The organism is Acidovorax sp. FHTAMBA (assembly GCF_038958875.1).
Lineage (GTDB): Bacteria > Pseudomonadota > Gammaproteobacteria > Burkholderiales > Burkholderiaceae_C > Acidovorax.
Genome location: NZ_CP152407.1, coordinates 1,522,123 through 1,539,534, shown reverse-complemented (window position 1 = coordinate 1,539,534; position 17,412 = coordinate 1,522,123). Strand labels below are relative to the sequence as shown.

Annotated in this window: 14 protein-coding genes; 7 read left to right on the top strand and 7 right to left on the bottom strand. The window is 65.8% G+C overall.

Going from position 1 to position 17,412, the window contains the following annotated elements:
• Positions 1-153 precede the first annotated feature (153 nt).
• Both AAFF19_RS07120 and AAFF19_RS07115 read right to left on the bottom strand, forming a co-directional pair.
• Complete coding sequence (locus AAFF19_RS07120; RefSeq protein ID WP_342721584.1) at positions 154-1,839, bottom strand: thiamine pyrophosphate-binding protein; 1,686 nt, start codon at positions 1,837-1,839, stop codon at positions 154-156.
• Positions 1,840-1,866: 27 nt separating this feature from the next.
• The gene (locus AAFF19_RS07115) at positions 1,867-3,114 is read right to left on the bottom strand and encodes a pyridoxal phosphate-dependent aminotransferase (protein ID WP_342721583.1); all 1,248 of its coding nucleotides are present in this window, start codon (positions 3,112-3,114) and stop codon (positions 1,867-1,869) included.
• Between the two features lie 177 nt (positions 3,115-3,291).
• On the opposite strand from AAFF19_RS07115, the gene AAFF19_RS07110 reads away from it, so the two are divergent.
• Entirely contained in the window at positions 3,292-4,326 is a 1,035-nt protein-coding gene (locus AAFF19_RS07110) for an IS630 family transposase (protein WP_060983906.1), read from the top strand.
• A 21-nt stretch (positions 4,327-4,347) separates the two neighbouring features.
• Here the strand turns inward: AAFF19_RS07110 and AAFF19_RS07105 are convergent, their stop codons facing one another.
• Together AAFF19_RS07105 and AAFF19_RS07100 are read right to left on the bottom strand one after the other, a co-directional pair.
• On the bottom strand, positions 4,348-5,547 hold the full coding sequence (locus tag AAFF19_RS07105) for an FAD-binding oxidoreductase (protein WP_342721582.1): 1,200 nt from the start codon (positions 5,545-5,547) through the stop codon (positions 4,348-4,350).
• Entirely contained in the window at positions 5,534-5,656 is a 123-nt protein-coding gene (locus tag AAFF19_RS07100; RefSeq protein WP_255344418.1) for a hypothetical protein, read from the bottom strand. The genes AAFF19_RS07105 and AAFF19_RS07100 overlap by 14 nt, the downstream gene beginning before the upstream one ends.
• A gap of 233 nt (positions 5,657-5,889) precedes the next feature.
• On the opposite strand from AAFF19_RS07100, the gene AAFF19_RS07095 reads away from it, so the two are divergent.
• The 6 genes from AAFF19_RS07095 (at position 5,890) to AAFF19_RS07070 (ending at position 13,859) form a co-directional block, all read left to right on the top strand.
• Complete coding sequence (locus tag AAFF19_RS07095; protein ID WP_182119401.1) at positions 5,890-6,801, top strand: LysR family transcriptional regulator; 912 nt, start codon at positions 5,890-5,892, stop codon at positions 6,799-6,801.
• Between the two features lie 142 nt (positions 6,802-6,943).
• A complete protein-coding gene (locus tag AAFF19_RS07090; protein WP_342721581.1) occupies positions 6,944-7,909 on the top strand; it encodes an IS30 family transposase in 966 nt (321 codons plus the stop codon).
• 355 nt (positions 7,910-8,264) lie between these two features.
• Complete coding sequence (locus AAFF19_RS07085) at positions 8,265-9,305, top strand: cytochrome c (RefSeq protein ID WP_342721579.1); 1,041 nt, start codon at positions 8,265-8,267, stop codon at positions 9,303-9,305.
• A gap of 245 nt (positions 9,306-9,550) precedes the next feature.
• Positions 9,551-11,668 (top strand): catalase, encoded by a 2,118-nt coding sequence (locus AAFF19_RS07080; protein ID WP_182121028.1) that lies wholly within the window; start codon positions 9,551-9,553, stop codon positions 11,666-11,668.
• 57 nt (positions 11,669-11,725) lie between these two features.
• Positions 11,726-12,334, top strand: coding sequence for a hypothetical protein (locus AAFF19_RS07075; protein ID WP_008904091.1), 609 nt, complete (start codon positions 11,726-11,728; stop codon positions 12,332-12,334).
• A 283-nt stretch (positions 12,335-12,617) separates the two neighbouring features.
• Positions 12,618-13,859 (top strand): OpgC domain-containing protein, encoded by a 1,242-nt coding sequence (locus AAFF19_RS07070; RefSeq protein ID WP_182121027.1) that lies wholly within the window; start codon positions 12,618-12,620, stop codon positions 13,857-13,859.
• 42 nt (positions 13,860-13,901) lie between these two features.
• Here the strand turns inward: AAFF19_RS07070 and AAFF19_RS07065 are convergent, their stop codons facing one another.
• From AAFF19_RS07065 to argH, 3 genes are all read right to left on the bottom strand, one after another.
• Positions 13,902-14,690 (bottom strand): SGNH/GDSL hydrolase family protein, encoded by a 789-nt coding sequence (locus tag AAFF19_RS07065; protein ID WP_342721578.1) that lies wholly within the window; start codon positions 14,688-14,690, stop codon positions 13,902-13,904.
• A 151-nt stretch (positions 14,691-14,841) separates the two neighbouring features.
• Positions 14,842-15,831 carry a Bug family tripartite tricarboxylate transporter substrate binding protein gene (locus AAFF19_RS07060; protein WP_182121025.1) on the bottom strand — a complete coding sequence of 330 codons (990 nt, stop codon included), beginning with the start codon at positions 15,829-15,831 and terminating at the stop codon, positions 14,842-14,844.
• A 62-nt stretch (positions 15,832-15,893) separates the two neighbouring features.
• Positions 15,894-17,381 carry an argininosuccinate lyase gene (gene argH, locus AAFF19_RS07055; RefSeq protein ID WP_342721577.1) on the bottom strand — a complete coding sequence of 496 codons (1,488 nt, stop codon included), beginning with the start codon at positions 17,379-17,381 and terminating at the stop codon, positions 15,894-15,896.
• Between the last annotated feature and the right edge of the window lie 31 nt (positions 17,382-17,412).

Sequence of the window (17,412 nt, the reverse complement as noted above, 5' to 3'; positions counted from 1 at the left end):
TTTTTTATTACTTTATGCAACTCTATGAATATTTTTTAGGAACTCGCCGGTGCCGTGCGTGAGTGGACGCGTCAACTAGCCGCCTGAAAATTCATAGATTGCTCATTTCAAACCCAAAAATAAACTCTATGAATAAACGACTTGATCAGAGCGTCACTGCTTTGCCATTGCCGCACTCCGAATTCCCTGCAGCGTGCCCGTGGGCGTGATCGCCTCAGGGTCGATCAGGCAGTGCAGCACGCTGGGCAGGCCGCTGGCGCGCGCGCGGGCGAGCGCCGGGGCGAAGTCTTCGGTGCGCTCCACCCGCTCGCCGTGGCCCCCAAAGGCCTGGGCGTAGGCTTTGAAGTCGGGGTTCTTGAGCTGCGTGGCACTGATTCGGCCGGGGTACTCGCGCTCCTGGTGCATGCGGATGGTCCCGTACATGGCGTTATCGAGCAGCACCACGATGATGGGCAGGCGGTATTGCACGGCGGTCGCAAACTCCTGCCCGTGCATCAGAAAGTCGCCATCGCCCGCAAACACCACCACCTCGCGCTCTGGCCACAGGCGCTTGGCGCCCACGCCCGCGGGCAGGCCGTAGCCCATGGAGCCGCTGGTGGGCGCGAGCTGGCTGGCGTAAGTGGTGAACGGCCAAAAGCGGTGCACCCAGGTGGCGAAGTTGCCCGCGCCGTTGCAGAAGATGGTGTTGGCTGGCAGGGTGGATTTGAGGTGCTGCATGACCTGGCCCATCTGCAGTTCGCCGGGGATCTGGATGGGGTTGGTGTCGCTCCACAACACGTATTCAGACCGCGCCATTTCGGCATGGGCCTGCCAGGCCACCGGCGCTGCAGGGCGCACGCTGGCCAGCGCGGCGGCAAAGGCCTGGGGCGTGGCGTGGATCGCCTGCGCCGGGCGGTAGAGCTTGCCCAGCTCGTCCGCATCGGCATGCACATGCACCAGCGGCTGTGCGGGGTTGGGAATGGCAAACAGCTCGTAGCCCTGCGACGGGATCTCGGACAGGCGCCCGCCCACTACCAGCACCAGGTCCGACGCACGGATGCGCGCCAGCAGGCGCGGGTTCACGCCCAGGCCCAGGTCGCCGCCGTAGCACGGGTGGTTGGCCGGGAACAGCATTTGCCGCCGGAACGAGCAGTACACCGGCAGCGACCATGCTTGCGCAAACGCCACAAACTCTTGCACCGCCTGCTCTGACCAGCGACTGCCGCCCAGGATGGCCACGGGCTGGTGTGCGGCCTTCAGGCGCTGGGCCAGCTCGGCCATCTGCGCGGGGCCGGGGTGTGTTTCCGTGACCTGGTAGGGCAGCGCGTCGGCAACGGCGGCGGCTTCGGTCAGCATGTCTTCGGGGAGCGCCACCACCACCGGGCCAGGGCGGCCCGACGTGGCGACGTGGAAGGCGCGCGAGATCAGCTCGGGCACGCGCGCGGGGTCGTCAATCTCCACCACCCACTTGGCCATGGTGCCAAACACGGCGCTGTAGTCCAGCTCCTGGAAAGCTTCGCGACCCTTGGCGTTGCGTGCCACCTGGCCCACGAACAGGATCAGCGGCGTCGAGTCCTGATGGGCAATGTGCACACCGGCCGACGCATTGGTGGCACCCGGCCCGCGCGTCACAAAGCAGATGCCGGGCTGGCCAGTGAGTTTGCCCTGCGCCTCGGCCATCATGGCGGCGCCGCCTTCCTGGCGGCACACGGTCACGCCGATGTCGGCATCATGCAGCGCATCGAGCACGGCCAGATAGCTCTCGCCCGGCACGCAAAAAAGCTGCTTCACGCCGTGGGTGATGAGCTGGCGGACCAGGATCTGGCCGCCAGTGCGGGAGGGAATGGAAACGTGGGTCATGTCGGGCAATCACTTCTCAAAAACAATTCAGAACAGCGCGTGGCAGGCGCGCTGGATACGGCCGCAGGCCTCCTGCAGATCGGCCATGGACGCAGCGTACGAGATGCGAAAGTATGGCGCCAGCCCCAGCACGCTGCCCGGCACCACAGCCACGTGGAACTCGCGCAGCAGGTAGTCGCAAAAGTCGGCGTCGGTGCGCAGTAATGCACCGCCCGGCGTGGTGCGGCCCAGCACGCCTTCACAGCGGGCAAAGGTGTAGAACGCGCCCTCGGGGGCGCGACAGTGCAGGCCGGGTGAAGCGTTGAGCGCGGCCACCACCACGTCGCGCCGCGCCTGGAACGCGCGGCAGCGCTCGGCCACCACATCCTGCGGGCCGGTCAGCGCTGCCACCGCCGCCGCCTGGCTGATGGACGAAGGGCACGACGTGGCCTGGCTCTGCACCACGGCCATCGCGGCAATCAGCGCCTTGGGGCCTGCGCCATAGCCGATGCGCCAGCCCGTCATGGCATACGACTTGGAGACGCCGTTCACCGTGAGCGTGCGCTCGCGCAGCGCGGGCAGCACGGCCACGGGCGTGGCAAAGGTCCGGCCGTCGTACAGGATGTGCTCGTAAATGTCGTCGGCCAGCACCCACACCTGCGGGTGGCGCAGCGCCACGTCCAGAATGGGCCGCAGCTGCTCGGCGCTATAGGCCGAGCCACTGGGGTTGGACGGCGAGTTGATGAACACCCAGCGCGTGCGCGGCGTGATGGCCGCTTCCAGCTGCTGGGCAGTGATGCGAAAGCCATTGGCCTCGCTGCACGGCACCACCACGGGCACGCCGCCCGCAATCAGCACCATGTCGGCGTACGACGTCCAGTACGGCGCGGGCAGGATCACCTCGTCCCCGGGGTTCAGGCTGGCCATCAGCGCGTTGTAGATGACCTGCTTGGCGCCCGCACCCACCGTGATTTCGTTGGTGGCGAATTCCAGCGCGTTGTCGCGACGGAACTTGAGCTGGATGGCCGCTTTCAGCGCGGGCGTGCCATCGAGCGCCGTGTAGTGGGTGTCGCCCTGGGCCATGGCCTGCTGTGCCGCCTCCAGAACATGGGCGGGCGTGTCGAAATCAGGCTCGCCCAGGCCCAGCACGATCACGGGCTGGCCCCGGCGCTTGAGTTCGTTGGCCGCCTGCGATATGCGCACGATGTCGGACACGCCGATGGAGCGAATGCGGTCTGCGGGCGCAAAGGTGGCGGCTGGCGCAGCGCTTGCGGAAAGTGGAAGCGGTGCGTTCATGACGACTCACTACAAAGATATGGACGGGGTGGATGAATGTGGTGCGCAGGCTTTGACAGGCTCAGCCCGAACGTGTGGTAGTTCACGGCAGGTTCGCGCATCGGCAGCCTGGCGACGGGCTTATTGATCCGGCCCTTGCCCACTTGAATTTTTCTGCACCACCCTCAACTGGGATTCATGCAAGCAACCGACATGAGATCGCTGAGCCGCGAAGCGCGGCACGAGCGCCGCGTGCAGGTCATCCGACTGCGCAAAGCCGGCAACACGTACGAGGAAATCGCCGTACTCACCGGCCTGAGCCGCACGGGCGTCTTCAACATCTGCAAGCGCCATGAAGCGCTGGGCGCCAAGGCCTTGCACGACACCATCGGAGGTCGCAAGGTGGGAGAAAACCGCTTGCTCGATGCCGCGCAGGAGGGCCAGGTTCGCAAGCTCATTGCCGACAAGACACCCGATCAGCTGAAGATGCCCTACGCGCTGTGGAGCCGCGCTGCAGTGGCCCAACTCATCGAGCAGCGGTTTGGCATTCGATTGCAGGTGCGCACCATGGGCAAGTACCTGGCGCGCTGGGGCTTCACACCGCAAAAACCGATGAAGAAGGCCTACGAGCAGTCACCGGCGGCGGTCAAGAAATGGCTCGATGAGGACTACCCCGCCATCGCCGCGCGCGCCAAGGCCGAAGGGGCGGAGATTCATTGGGGCGACGAGAGCGGGCTGCGCAGCGACGACGTGCGCGGCCGAGGTTTCGCGCCCAAGGGCCAGACGCCGGTGGTGCGGGTCAACAACAAGCGCCACGGCCTGTCTGTCATCTCTACCGTCACCAACAAGGGGCAGATGCGCTGGCGCATTTTTGACGGCGCGCTCAACACCACGATCCTGATCGACTTTCTGCGCCGCCTGATCAAGGGACAGACCAGAAAGCTATTTCTGATCCTGGACAACCTGCGGGTGCATCACGCCAGGCATGTCAAGGCCTGGCTGGCAGAGCATGCCGATGCCATCGAGGTGTTCTACCTACCGAGCTACAGCCCGGAGTTGAACCCGGATGAGATGGCCAATGCGGACATCAAGCAGGCGGTAACCAAGCAGGCGCCGGCGCGCACGAAGCTGCAATTGGTGAAGGCCGCCGCAAAGCACTTACGCAGCGTGCAACGCCAGCCCGAACGAATTCGCAAGTATTTCGAGCACGGCCCTGTTCGCTATGCAGCTTGATGCAAGTTCACAGGGGCCGGATCAATAGATCACGTTTTTCTCCCGCAGCGGGCGGTTGTCCACCAGCCGCTGGATGGACACGGGCGCCAGGTCCAGGCTCTGGTAACGCCCGGTCAGCATCCACTCGGCCAGCCCGCGCCCCACGGCTGGGCACTGCTGCAGGCCGTGGCCTGAGAAACCGTTGGCAAACACCAGGTTGTCGCACGCCGGGTGCAGGCCCACGATGGCGTTGTGGTCGAAGGTGTTCATCTCGTAGTAGCCCGCCCAGGCGCCCTGCATGCGCAGCGCCTCAAAGCCCGGAATGCGCCCGGCCAGCGTGGGCCAGATGTGGTCGTCAAACGCTGCGTACTCGGGCTCCAGCGGGGCAAAGTCGGCGTCATTACCCGCCTCTGGCGCAAAGCCACAGATGAAGCCCTTGCCCTCGGGCCGCAGCCAGATACCACTGGTGTCGATGAGCAGTGGGCAGCCTGGCAGCGCCGCAGGGCTGGCCAGATTGAACACTGTGCGGCGCTTGCCCACCACGGGCAGGTCGATGCCCGCCCAGCCTGCAATGGCCGCCGCCCACGCGCCGCCGGCGTTCACGGCGTAGCGGCACGGCAGCACGGCCCCGCTTTGCAGGCGCACGGCGTTCACATGCAACACTCCGTCGCTGGTCGCCGTGTCCAAATCGACAGCCTCATCGGCCAGGTAGCGCACGCCCTGGCTTTGCGCCTTCTTGCGCAGCGCCGTCAACAGCAGGTAGCCATCAAACCAGCCCTCGCCCGACAGGCCCAGCGAGCCCAGCGCCACACCCTGCAGCGCCAGCCACGGAAAACGTTCGGCCAGCTGCTGCGGGCTGAGCAGTGCCACATCGGCGCCATGCTGCTTTTGCAGCGCATGGTTTTCGCGCAGCGTGGGCTCGCCCGCCGGGGTGGCCAGGTACAGGTAGCCGCCCTCGTGCAGGCCAATCGCAGGCACATCGCCCTGGCAGGCCAGCAGCGTGGCCACATTGCGCAAAAAGCCGATGCCGAACGCCGACATCTGGATATTGATGTCGGTGGAGAACTGCTGGCGGATGGAGCTGGCCGACAGCGCCGACGAGGCGCGCGCATAGGACGGATCGCGCTCGACCACCACCACTGCGCAGCCCGGTTGCTGCAGCGTGAGGAAGTACGCAATGGCGCTCCCGATGACGCCACCGCCGATGATGACGATGGGGTGCTGGTCTTCAGCGACGGACATGGATACCCCACGTCACGCCCAGGCGTTGCAGCAGTGGATCAGCTTCGATCGCATGGGGCGCAGGGGCAGTGGTGGCAGTGGTGGCAGTGGTGTCAGTGGTGGCAGACATGGCGGCTCGCAAATCAGCAGGGGAGAAGCTTGCAGGCGCAAACCCCCGGTGGGTACGCCAATATCCGCCAAACCGCCGCGGGTGGATAGCAAAAAAATGGAACTACTTGATCACAAATGAGAATGAACTCCCTGAAAATTGCATAGCTGCCAGCGCTTGATACCTGAGCGCCAGACTCCAAAAGGGTGCATGGACAGCCGCTGCATTTCATTCTCCCGCCGCATGACTTGCCCATGACCCTGCTACGCCGCGCCTTTCTGCCGTCCACCACCGACCTGCTGGCCTTTGAGGCCGCCGCCCGCCACCAGAGCGTGTCGCGCGCGGCCGACGAACTGCACCTCACACAAAGCGCGGTGTCGCGCCAGATCCGCCAGCTGGAGGCGCAGATCGGCACCGCCCTCTTTCACCGCGTGCGCCAGCGTGTGGTGCTGACCGACGCGGGCCGCGTTTACGCGGCCGACGTGCAAAACGTGCTGCAGCAGTTGTCGGCCAGCACACAAAAGGCCATGGCGTTTGCCAGCACCGACGGCCTGCTCAACCTGGCCGTGCTGCCCACGCTGGGCACCCGCTGGCTCATCCCGCGCCTGGGAGGCTTCATGGCGCTGCACCCCGAGGCCCTGGTCAACTTCTCGGCCCGCACCGAGCCCTTTGACTTTGCGGGCACGCCGTTTGACGCGGCCATCCACTTTGGCACGCCGCACTGGGCGGGCGCCGTGTGCGAATACCTGATGCACGAAGAAACCGTGCCCGTGTGCAGCCCCACCTACCGGGACCGCCACCGCATCCGCACGCCGCAGGATTTGGCCCGCGTGGTGCTGCTGCAGCAAAGCACCCGCCCCACCCAGTGGGCTGAGTGGTTCGAGCGGGTGGGCGCGCCCACGGCGCTGGCCCTGCGCGGCCCGCAGTCCGAGCACTTCGCCATGATTGCGCAGGCCGCCGTGTCCCACCTGGGCGCGGCGCTGCTGCCACGCTTCTTGATCGAACAGGAGCTGGCGGCAGGGAGCCTGGTGGAGCTGTCCGACCAGGTGCTGACCAGCACCGATGCGTATTACCTGGTGTACCCGGAGGCGCGGGCGCAGACGCCGCTGGTCAAGGCGTTCAGGGACTGGTTGGTGGCGGAGTGCGCGGGGCGAGCCACGGGCTGAGGGAGCGCATCAGCCCACTCTGCCGCAGATGGATAAATATGCGACGGCGGATTCAAGTACGAAGTGCAACGCAAGTAAACCGAGTTGGGCCAAGAGTGCATAGGATGCATTTTTGTGACCAGCCAGTCCCAAACGTTGCACCATGACCTATACCCACTTGACCCGAGAAGAACGATACCAAATCCACGCACTGCGTCGTCAAAACATAAGCTTGGCAGTGATAGCCGCACAGCTCAATCGAAGCCGCTCGACCATCACCCGCGAGCTCAATCGCAACGCTGGAGCCCAAGGCTACAAACCCGCCCGCGCTCATGAGCGAGCCCGTGCCCGCCAAAGGGCACGGCGCAATGCACGCCAGTTCAATGCGCAGCAGTGGAGCCAGGTGCACCGCTATCTGCGCCTTGAGCTCTCTCCCGAGCAGGTCAGCGGACGGCTGCGGCTGGAGGGCGTGCTGACCATCAGCCACGAATGCATCTACCAGCACATCTATGACGACAAACGCAAAGGCGGTGAGCTGATCAAACACCTGCGCTGCCAGAAGGTGCGACGCAAGCGCTACGGCAGCGGACAAGAGCGGCGCGGCACACTCAAAGATCGGCTCTGCATAGAGCAGCGCCCCGCCATCGTTGACGCACGCAGCCGCATAGGTGACTGGGAGGGTGACACCGTGGTCGGCAAGGGCCACCAAGGGGTACTGGTGACCTTGGTGGAGCGCAAGTCCCGCTACACACTGGCGCAGCAACTGGACTCGCGCCACAGCGCAGGGGTGACCGAGGCTGTGATCGCACTGCTGCGACCTCACAAACACCTGTGCGAAACGATCACGTTCGACAATGGCAAGGAGTTTGCTGAGCATGCATTCATCGCCGCCAGTCTGGGGGCGGATGTGTACTTCGCGCATCCCTACCACTCATGGGAGCGTGGGCTCAACGAGAACACCAATGGCCTGTTACGCCAGTATTTCCCCAAGTGCACCAACCTGCGCCGGGTCTCGCAGCACGAAGTTGACGATGCGCTCTACCGGCTCAACCACCGACCCCGCAAGTGCCTCAACTACCGCACTCCCCACGAGGTGTTCATGGGCTTGAAGATTCGTCCGTTACACTGAAATTCGGTGCACTTTGTAGTTGAATCTGCGACCCAATATGCCTCTGACGCTTGATGGTAAAGCGCTGGCAGCTATCAAAATCAAAGCAATCGGACCTGGCGTGCTCCGCCTCCTGCCAGGGCCTGTACCACTGCCCCTTGTGAACCATGGCGCCTGCCCCGGCCGGCCCGTGAATCGCTGAACACGCGGTCAACGCAAGCCCCGCCGCCCATCCGTGACAAATGTCACCGGCACTGCCTCGCCCTGCGCCGCAGGGGTGCCACAAACGGCTTCTTCGAATCCAGAATCCGGCGCCTGTACACGCTGATTCGTTCGGCAAATCAGAGCCATTCATTCGAAGAAGAGGGATACCACCATGAAACGCTGGATCAAATGGACCGCCACCGGCACGCTGCTGCTGGGCCTGGTCGTTGTGGCCACCGCCACCAGCGGCCTGTACCTGGCCGAGCAAAAGCGCAATCGCCATATCGACATCAAGCCCCGCCCCGTGGCCTACACCACCGAAGCGCAGACCATCGAGCGCGGGCGGTACCTGTATGCGTCGCGCGGCTGCACCGACTGCCACGGCGCGCAGGGCACGGGGCGCGAGTTTGTGAACGACGGCAAGGGCACGCGCATCGTGGGCCCCAACATCACGCCCGCTGGCGTGGTGGCCCGCTACCAGCCCGAAGACTGGAACAGCGTGATCCGCCACGGCGTCAAGCCCAACGGCCGCCCGCTGCTGGTGATGCCCAGTGAGGACTACAACCGGTTCACCAACGACGACCTCAATGCCCTGGTGTCGTACGTGCGCCAGTTCAAACCCCAGCAAGGGCTGCAGGCCGTGATCGATCTGCCGCGCCCGGCCTGGGTGCTGTACGGCCTGGGCGCCATCCCCGACGCGGCGGCGCGCATCGACCACCAGCTGGCGCCATCGCGCCCCGTGCCTGCGGGTGTGACGCTGGCCAACGGCCAGTACGTGGCCAACATGTGCATTGGCTGCCATGGTGCAGACCTGTCGGGCGGCAAGATCCCGGGGGCGCCCCCGGACTGGCCCGCGGCCTCGAACCTGCGCCCCGGCAAGGACAGCGCCCTGGCCCGCTACGCCAGCAGCGAGAGCTTTGTGGCGATGCTGCGCTCGGGCAAGCGGCCCGATGGCACGCCCATCCAGGTCATGCCTTTCGAATCGCTGGGGCAGTTGAGCGATGTGGACGCGCGGGCGCTGTATCTGTTTCTGACGGCGCCTGGGGGCCAGGCCAGGGCGGGAGGTGCCGGGGAAGTGGCAGGGGCACTGCCGGGCGAAGGCGCCGTCAGCACCATCCCGGAGCCGCCTGGCGCCGCGGCAGATGCACAGGGGCTGCGGTCGAACGCCTCGCCGGTGCCCTCGGTGCCCTCCGGGCTGCGCATGCCGGGGTGAAGGCATGCCCGGGGGCACCGGGCTCGCGTGACCTCGCCCCCCAGGGGAGCGCGCCGAAAGGAGGGGGGCAGGTTCTGCCAGGGTGGGTCGGCGCGCGGCAAGGCGGGTGCATTTTGCGCATGTCGGCGCATGTCGGTGAACGCGACCACGCACTGATACGGCCGCGTCCTACTTCGTGAAAACGGCTGCTCGCCAACGATGTCGGCTTGTCACTTGATTTCCCTCCAAAACCCTCAGGAGCGCCCATGGCACGTACCCCCTCATCGCGCGGCGCGGCACCCCGATCGCCGTCCGCCACGCCTTCGTCCACCCAGTCCGACACGTTTCGCGGCAACGCCGGTGAACTGCAGCAGCAGGCCGGTGGCAAACACCCGGTGCTGACCACGCAGCAAGGCATCCCGGTGGCGGACAACCAGAACTCGCTGCGCGCATCCCCGCGCGGCCCCGGGCTGCTGGAAGACTTCATCCTGCGCGAGAAGATCACCCACTTCGACCACGAGCGCATTCCCGAGCGCATCGTGCATGCCCGCGGGTCGGCAGCCCACGGCTTCTTTGAACTCACGCATTCGCTCAAGAAATACACCACGGCCAAGGTGCTCACCGAAACGGGCGTGCAGACGCCGGTGTTCACCCGGTTTTCCACTGTGGCCGGTGGCGCAGGCTCGGTGGATACGCCGCGTGATGTGCGCGGCTTTGCCGTCAAGTTCTACACCCCCGAAGGCAACTGGGACCTGGTGGGCAACAACATCCCGGTGTTCTTCATCCAGGATGCGATGAAGTTCCCCGACCTGGTGCACGCCGTGAAGATGGAGCCCGACCGCGCCTTTCCCCAGGCCGCCAGCGCGCACGATACGTTCTGGGATTTCATCTCGCTCATGCCCGAATCCATGCACATGGTGATGTGGGCCATGAGCGACCGCACCCTCCCGCGCAGCCTGCGCATGATGGAGGGCTTTGGCGTGCACAGCTTCCGCCTCATCAACGCTGCGGGCGACAGCACGTTCGTCAAGTTCCACTGGCGCCCCAAGCTGGGCATCCAGTCCACCGTGTGGGACGAAGCCCTGAAGCTGCAGGCGGCCGACAACGACTTCCACCGCCGTGACCTGTTCGAATCCATCGAGGCGGGCGACTTCCCCGAGTGGGAACTGCTGGTGCAGCTGTTCACCGAGGAAGACGCAGCGCGCTTTCCGTTTGACCACCTCGACCCGACCAAGCTCATCCCCGAAGAACTGGTGCCCCTGCAACCCGTGGGCCGCATGGTGCTCAACCGCTGGCCCGACAACTTTTTTGCCGAAACCGAGCAGGTGGCTTTCTGCCCGGCCAACGTGCCACCGGGCATCGACTTCAGCAACGACCCGCTGCTGCAGGGCCGGCTGTTTTCGTACCTGGACACGCAGCTTTCCCGCCTGGGCGGGCCCAACTTTGCGCAGATTCCGATCAATGCGCCCAAGTGTCCGTTTCACAACAACCAGCGTGACGGCCACATGCAGATGCAGGTGCCCAAGGGCCGCGTGCACTACGAGCCCAGCAGCCTGGAGCCCGACACACCGCGTGCCTCGCAGGCACACGGATTCCGGCACTTTGCGCAGGCCGATGACGGCGTGAAGGGACGCGTGCGCCCGGAGAGCTTCGCCGACCACTACAGCCAGGCGCGCATGTTCTACCGCAGCCAGAGCCCGCTAGAGCAGGCGCACATGGCGTCGGCCCTGGTGTTTGAGCTGTCGAAGGTGCAAACGCTCCATGTGCGCGAAGCCGTGGTGGGCCAGCTGGTGCATGTGGATGCCGACCTGGCCCAACGCGTGGCCAACGGGCTGGCATTGCAGGCCCTTCCACCGCCGCCTCCGCTGGCCGAGCCGGTGCAGGACCTGCCGCCCTCCCCCGCAACACGCATCATCGACCGCATGAAGCCCACCCTGCAGGGGCGCTGCGTGGGGATTCTGGTGGCCGACGGCAGCAATGGCACCACGGTGGCCAACTTGCGCAAGGCGCTGGAGAAGACGGGCGCCACGGTAAAGATCGTCGCGCCCAAGGTGGGTGGCGCCGTGCTCAAGGACGGCACGCTGCTGCCTGCCGATGGTCAGTTGCAGGGCACCCCCTCGATGGTGTTTGACGCCGTGGCCTCCGTCCTGGCGCCTGACATGGGTGCCAAGCTGGCCAAGGAGGCCGCAGCCGTGGACTGGTTCCGCGACGCCTTCGGTCATCTCAAGGCCATCGCGGCGTGCAAGGGCACGCAGGCCATCCTGCAGGCGGGCGGGATCGAGCCCGATGCCGGCGTGGTGGACCCCGCGGATACGCAGGGCTTCATTGCCGCCGCGCAGACCCGGCAGTGGGACCGCGAACCCAAGGTCCGCACACTGGCCTGAAAGCCTTCATCCCCCGATTATTCACGCCCGTTTCACCCCCTCACCAAAGGAGTCACCATGTCCAAAGCCCGCTATGACAGCCAGCAGCTCAACGATCTCGTCCTGCAGATGATGGAAACCGAACTCGGCGGCGAGCAGGTGTACCGCACCGCCATCGCCTGCGCCATCAACCCCGACCTCAAGGAAGAGTGGCAGGAGTACCTTGAGGAAACCCTGACGCACCAAAACGTGGTGCGCAGCCTGTGCGACACGCTGGGGCTGGACCCGAACCAGCAGACACCCACGCGCCAGGTCGTCAAACACATCGGCGAATCGCTGGTGAAGGCCATGCAGCTGGCACAGCGCACCGGTACGCCCGACGCCGCGCAACTGGTGGCCTGCGAGTGCGTGGTGCACGCAGAAACCAAGGACCACGCCAACTGGGAGCTGCTGGGCAAAGTGGCCGAAGTGGCCACCGGCGACCTGGGCAAGGCACTGAAGACCGCGCACGAGGCCGTGGAAAAAGACGAAGACCACCACCTGTACCACACCAAGGGCTGGTGCCGTGAGCTGTCCATCCAGGCCCTGGGAATGCCCGCCGTGCTGCCACCCCCGGAAGAGGTGAAGAACGTGGAAACGGCCATTGGCGCATCGCGCGCCGAACAGCAGCGCGAAACCATGCTGTAACGCGTGAAGCCGCGCCCTGCGCGGCTGGCGCACAGGGCTTTTTCGCCGCGTCACTATCAAAAAATGAGCTTCCAGCGCTTTACAGACAAGCGCTGTAAGCCTTTTTTATGCAGATTTTAGTTGTGCGGGACGCACCCACCGCGGGAACCTTGGGGGCTGTCCACAGTCTTTTTGGAGCAGCCCCTGCGGCTGTCATCGGGATGCGTGGTTGCTGGCGCGCACCCTTGCGTCCGTTTAGACCGACCGACCGCCCCCCTGAATCGCTTGCCACCCACAGCCACCGATGCCCGCTTCCTCATCCACCCGCCGCTGGGAGATCGACGCACTGCGGGGCCTGATGCTGGTCCTGATGACCGCCACGCACCTGCCCTCCCGATTGACCTCCCCGCTGGGCCAGCCCTTCGGGTTCGTGTCGGCGGCGGAGGGCTTCGTGTTGCTCTCGGCCTATATGGCGGGCATGGTGTACGGCCGCATTGCCTGGCGCAAAGGCGTGAACGAAATGCGCCAGGCCTTCTGGCGCCGCGCGCTCAAGATCTATGCGTGCCAGGCGGGCACGCTGCTGTTTCTGTTCACCGTGATCGCGTTCATCGGCCTGCGCTTTGAACAGCCCGCTGCCACCAACCTGATGGCGTACTACCTGGAGCAGCCGCTCACCGCGCTGGTGTACGGGCTGCTACTGGTGTATTCGCCGCCGCTGCTGGACATCCTGCCGCTGTACATCCTGTTCATGCTGGCGAGCCCCTGGGTGATGGTGCTGGCCTGGCGCCACGGCTGGGCGCCAGTGATGGGTGTGAGCGTGGCCCTGTGGCTGCTGGCGCAGTTCGGACTGTCGCAGTGGGCTTTTCAGGCTGTATCGGCCGTGGTGCCCATTCCGGTGCCGTATTCGGAAACCGGCAGTTTTGACACCTGGGGCTGGCAACTGCTGTGGATGCTGGGCCTGTGGATGGGCGCCACCCGCAATGACCCGAAGGCGCCAGCGTTCACGTTTCCGGCCTGGGCCGTGCGTGCTGCGCTGGGGTTGGCACTGGTGTGCCTGGTGTGGCGCCACGGCATCGGCCAAAGCCCGTTCGGCAATCACACGGGGCTGAACCTGGTGTTCGACAAATGGTCGCTGGGGCCCCTGCGCGTCATCAACCTGTTTGCGCTGGTCATCCTGACCCTGCACTACGGCCCGGGCCTGGCCCGGCGCACGCCGCGCATGCGGTGGCTGGAAACGCTGGGCGCAGCATCGCTGCCCGTGTTTTGCGCCCATCTGGTGGTGGTGCTGCTGGTGCTGGGGCTGCTCGGCGCCGACCAGAACCGCCCGTGGGCGCTGGACATTCCGCTGCTGGTGCTGTGTTTTGGCCTGCTGTACACGGTTGCCCGCATCACGTTGTGGATCGAAAGCCCGCCCGATGACCGGACGGGACCAGACACCCAACCCGCACCGGAGCCTGGAACCGTTCTGACCACGGGCGCGCAGGCCGGTGGCACCTCTGCCCCTGCGGCGCCCGCTTCGCCCCTGGCGCGCACCCGGCCGGCCTGAGCAGGCGCCCCGTCGGCAAGCCTGTGGCGCAGGGCCCGGCCTTCAGCGCCCGGCTGCTGTGTGCGCCCCGCTGGGTGGGGGTGTTGCGGTGGCCGTCAGTGTGGGCGTGCCCGCTGCCGCACCCGGGGAGAGGTACGGCCCGATCACCTCGCGCCACACGGCGTATCCCGCCGCGTTCATGTGCAGGAGATCGGGTCCGTACAGATCCGGGCGCGGCGCGTTGTGTGCGTCCAGCATGGGGGTGAAGATGTCGATGTAGTCGGCGTGGGGCAGCGTGGCCACATAGGCGCGCAGCAAGGCGTTGGTTTCGGCCACCTGGGGCAGCAGGTTTGCCCGCGCGGGGCTGGGCTTGATGGAGATGTAGCCAATGCGCACGCCGGGCAGCTCAGCCCGCACGGCGCGCACAAAGCCCTCAAAACTCTCCAGTACCTGCGCCGGGGTGCGGCCTTCGGCCAGGTCGTTGTCGCCGGCGTACACCATCACCTGGCGCGGCCGGTACTGCACCACCAGTTGCTGCACCAGGTGGTGGCAGTCGGCCATGGTGGAGCCGCCAAACCCGCGGTTGATGACCACGGGCATCGACTGGAAGTCCTGCGACAGATGGGCCCACATGCGGATGCTGGAGCTGCCCACAAACAGCACGCCACCCGGCTGGGGCTGGCGCAGCCGGTCGGCCGCGGCAAACGCATCCATGCTGGCCTGCCAGCGCGAAAAACCCGCGGGCAAGGCCGTCTGCGCGGGCGCGCTGATGGAAGCCGCCAGAAGGCCCGACAGCGCAAGGCGCCGGGCCAGGGCACCAAGGCGGGCTGCAGGGGTGCGGTGCAGGTACATGGGCTGGGCAGAGGCAAAGGGGGCCATCAACTACAGAGGACCCCATTGTGTGCAAGTTCAGCCCCTGCAGCACATCTTTTACATCTGCGACGGTTTGCCATGCCGGTTGCGACCGGCACGGGGCCCGCCCAGTGGCTCAAAACCCCTTGGCTTACTGCGCCACGAAGCCGCTGGTCTGGATGATGCGCGTCCAGGCCTTGGTGTAGTCGGCCTGGCGGGTGGCCAGCTGCTGGGGCGTCATGTAGCCCACGGTGAGGCCCATGGCCGTGAGCTGGTCGCGCACGTCGGGCATGGCCACCACCTTGGACAGGGCAATGGAAAACTCGGTGATGAACTTCTGCGGCGTGCCGGTGGGGGCGTAGATGCCGTAATACGGCAGGTCTTCAAAGCCCTTGAGGCCCATCTCGTCAAAGGTGGGCACATCGGGCATGGCGGCCTGGCGCTTGGTGCCGAGCACGCCCACCACACGCAGCTTGCCGGCCTTGTGGTTCTCGATGAAATCCTGCACCGAGGCCACGCCCGCATTGATCTGGTTGCCCAGCATGTCGGCGATCATGGGCGCGCTGCCCCGGTAGGGTGCCGACACCAGGTCGAGCTGGTACTTCTGCCCGATCAGCTTGACCAAAAATTCCGGCGTGGAAGCCGGTGCGGGAATGCCGACCGCTCCCTTGCCGCTGCCCGCTGTCTTGACCCAGTTCACGTACTCGGTGAATGTGTTAGCAGGCGTGCCGCCGGACACTGCAAACGCGTTCACAAACGTGGCAAAGCCGCCCACGGGCACAAAGTCCCGCACGGGATCGAACCCGGGGTTCTTGACCACCTGGGGCAGGATGGAGATGGTGTGGTCGTGCGTGAGGAACAGCGTGGTGCCATCGGGCGCGGCCGCCTTGAGCGCCTGCGCTGCGATCTGCCCCCCGGCACCGGGGCGGTTTTCAACCACCACGGGCACGCCGAGCTGGTCCTTGAGCTTGTCGGCCAGCGCGCGCGCAATCGCGTCCGAGCCGCCGCCCGCAGGGAACCCCACCAGGATGCGGACGGGCTTGGCCGACTGGGCAGCCGCCACCCCCACGGTGAGTGCGGCCCCCAGGAAAGCGGCCGTGCGCAGAAGGCGGGACAGCAGGTGGCGGCGGGAAGTCGTCATGGCAAGGCTCCGGGGGATGGTGGTGGTGATGTACGTTGTGAGCTTAAGTGAAGAGCGCCGGTTCAGGCCAGCCGCGCGCGGTGGCGCGCCAGCTGGGCACGCACCTGCGCGGGGGCCGTGCCGCCCAGCGTGTTGCGGGCGTTGAGCGAGCCGCGCAGGCTCAGGCACTCATACACGTCCTTCTCGATCTGCGGGTGAAAGCCCTGCAGCACGGCCAGGGGCAGCTCCGACAGGTCACACGCGTGCGACGTGGCTGCCTTGACGGCATGGGCCACGGTCTCGTGGGCATCGCGGAAGGGCAGGCCCTTTTTGACCAGGTAGTCGGCCAGGTCGGTGGCGGTGGCGTAGCCCTTGAGCGCGGCCTGCTCCATGGCCTGGGCGTTGACGGTGATGCCGCCCTCCTTCTTGCCCGTGGCGGGGTTCAGCTGGCCGCCCACCATCTCGGCAAAAATGCGCAGCGTGTCCTTCAGGGTGTCCACCGTGTCGAACAGCGGCTCCTTGTCTTCCTGGTTGTCCTTGTTGTAGGCCAGGGGCTGGCCCTTCATCAGGGTGATGAGGCCCATCAGGTGGCCGACCACGCGGCCGGTCTTGCCGCGCGCGAGTTCGGGCACGTCGGGGTTTTTTTTCTGCGGCATGATCGACGAGCCGGTGGTGAAGCGGTCGGCGATCTTGATGAAGCCGAAGTTCTGGCTCATCCAGATGATGAGTTCTTCAGAGAGGCGGCTCACGTGCACCATGCACAGGCTGGCGGCGGCGGTGAATTCGATGGCGAAGTCGCGGTCGCTCACGGCGTCCAGGCTGTTCTGGCACACCACGGGGGACCCGTTCACATCCACCATGCCCAGCGTCTTGGCCACGCGCTCGCGGTCCAGCGGGTAAGTGGTTCCCGCCAGCGCCGCGCTGCCCAGGGGCAGCACGTTGGTGCGGCGCCGCACATCGGCCATGCGCTCTGCGTCGCGCTTGAACATTTCCACATAGGCGAGCATGTGGTGGCCAAAGCTCACCGGCTGGGCCACTTGCAGGTGGGTGAAGCCGGGCAGGATCACCTCGACGTTCTGCTCGGCCACATCGACCAGCGACACCTGCAGCTCTTTGAGCAGGTCGCCGATCAAATCAATCTCGCCGCGCAGCCACAGGCGCACATCCGTGGCCACCTGGTCGTTGCGGCTGCGGCCGGTGTGCAGGCGCTTGCCGGCATCACCCACCAGCTGGGTCAGGCGCGCCTCGATGTTCAGGTGCACGTCTTCCAGGTCCAGCTTCCATTCGAAAGCGCCGGATTCGATTTCCGACGTGATCTGCGCCATCCCGCGCTGGATGGAGGCGTGGTCGTCCGCGCTGATGATGCCCTGGGCGGCCAGCATCTCGGCATGTGCCAGGCTGCCCGTAATATCGGCCTGCCACAGGCGCTTGTCGAAGAACACGCTGGATGTATAGCGCTTGACCAGATCGCTCATGGGCTCGGAAAACAGCGCCGACCAGGCCTGGGCCTTGGTGTCGAGCTGGTTGTGGGACGGCGCAGCGTCGGCGCTGGTGGCTTGGGCTTTGGACATAAGGAGGGCAATAATCCGGTGGTTCAGACAC

Excerpts from the sequence above, each read along its gene's own strand:
- AAFF19_RS07120 (WP_342721584.1), bottom strand. The coding sequence starts at position 1,839 with ATGACCCACGTTTCCATTCCCTCCCGCACTGGCGGCCAGATCCTGGTC.
- AAFF19_RS07115 (WP_342721583.1), bottom strand. The coding sequence starts at position 3,114 with ATGAACGCACCGCTTCCACTTTCCGCAAGCGCTGCGCCAGCCGCCACC.
- AAFF19_RS07110 (WP_060983906.1), top strand. The coding sequence starts at position 3,292 with ATGCAAGCAACCGACATGAGATCGCTGAGCCGCGAAGCGCGGCACGAG.
- AAFF19_RS07105 (WP_342721582.1), bottom strand. The coding sequence starts at position 5,547 with ATGTCCGTCGCTGAAGACCAGCACCCCATCGTCATCATCGGCGGTGGC.
- AAFF19_RS07100 (WP_255344418.1), bottom strand. The coding sequence starts at position 5,656 with ATGTCTGCCACCACTGACACCACTGCCACCACTGCCACCACTGCCCCT.
- AAFF19_RS07095 (WP_182119401.1), top strand. The coding sequence starts at position 5,890 with ATGACCCTGCTACGCCGCGCCTTTCTGCCGTCCACCACCGACCTGCTG.
- AAFF19_RS07090 (WP_342721581.1), top strand. The coding sequence starts at position 6,944 with ATGACCTATACCCACTTGACCCGAGAAGAACGATACCAAATCCACGCA.
- AAFF19_RS07085 (WP_342721579.1), top strand. The coding sequence starts at position 8,265 with ATGAAACGCTGGATCAAATGGACCGCCACCGGCACGCTGCTGCTGGGC.
- AAFF19_RS07080 (WP_182121028.1), top strand. The coding sequence starts at position 9,551 with ATGGCACGTACCCCCTCATCGCGCGGCGCGGCACCCCGATCGCCGTCC.
- AAFF19_RS07075 (WP_008904091.1), top strand. The coding sequence starts at position 11,726 with ATGTCCAAAGCCCGCTATGACAGCCAGCAGCTCAACGATCTCGTCCTG.
- AAFF19_RS07070 (WP_182121027.1), top strand. The coding sequence starts at position 12,618 with ATGCCCGCTTCCTCATCCACCCGCCGCTGGGAGATCGACGCACTGCGG.
- AAFF19_RS07065 (WP_342721578.1), bottom strand. The coding sequence starts at position 14,690 with ATGTACCTGCACCGCACCCCTGCAGCCCGCCTTGGTGCCCTGGCCCGG.
- AAFF19_RS07060 (WP_182121025.1), bottom strand. The coding sequence starts at position 15,831 with ATGACGACTTCCCGCCGCCACCTGCTGTCCCGCCTTCTGCGCACGGCC.
- argH (WP_342721577.1), bottom strand. The coding sequence starts at position 17,381 with ATGTCCAAAGCCCAAGCCACCAGCGCCGACGCTGCGCCGTCCCACAAC.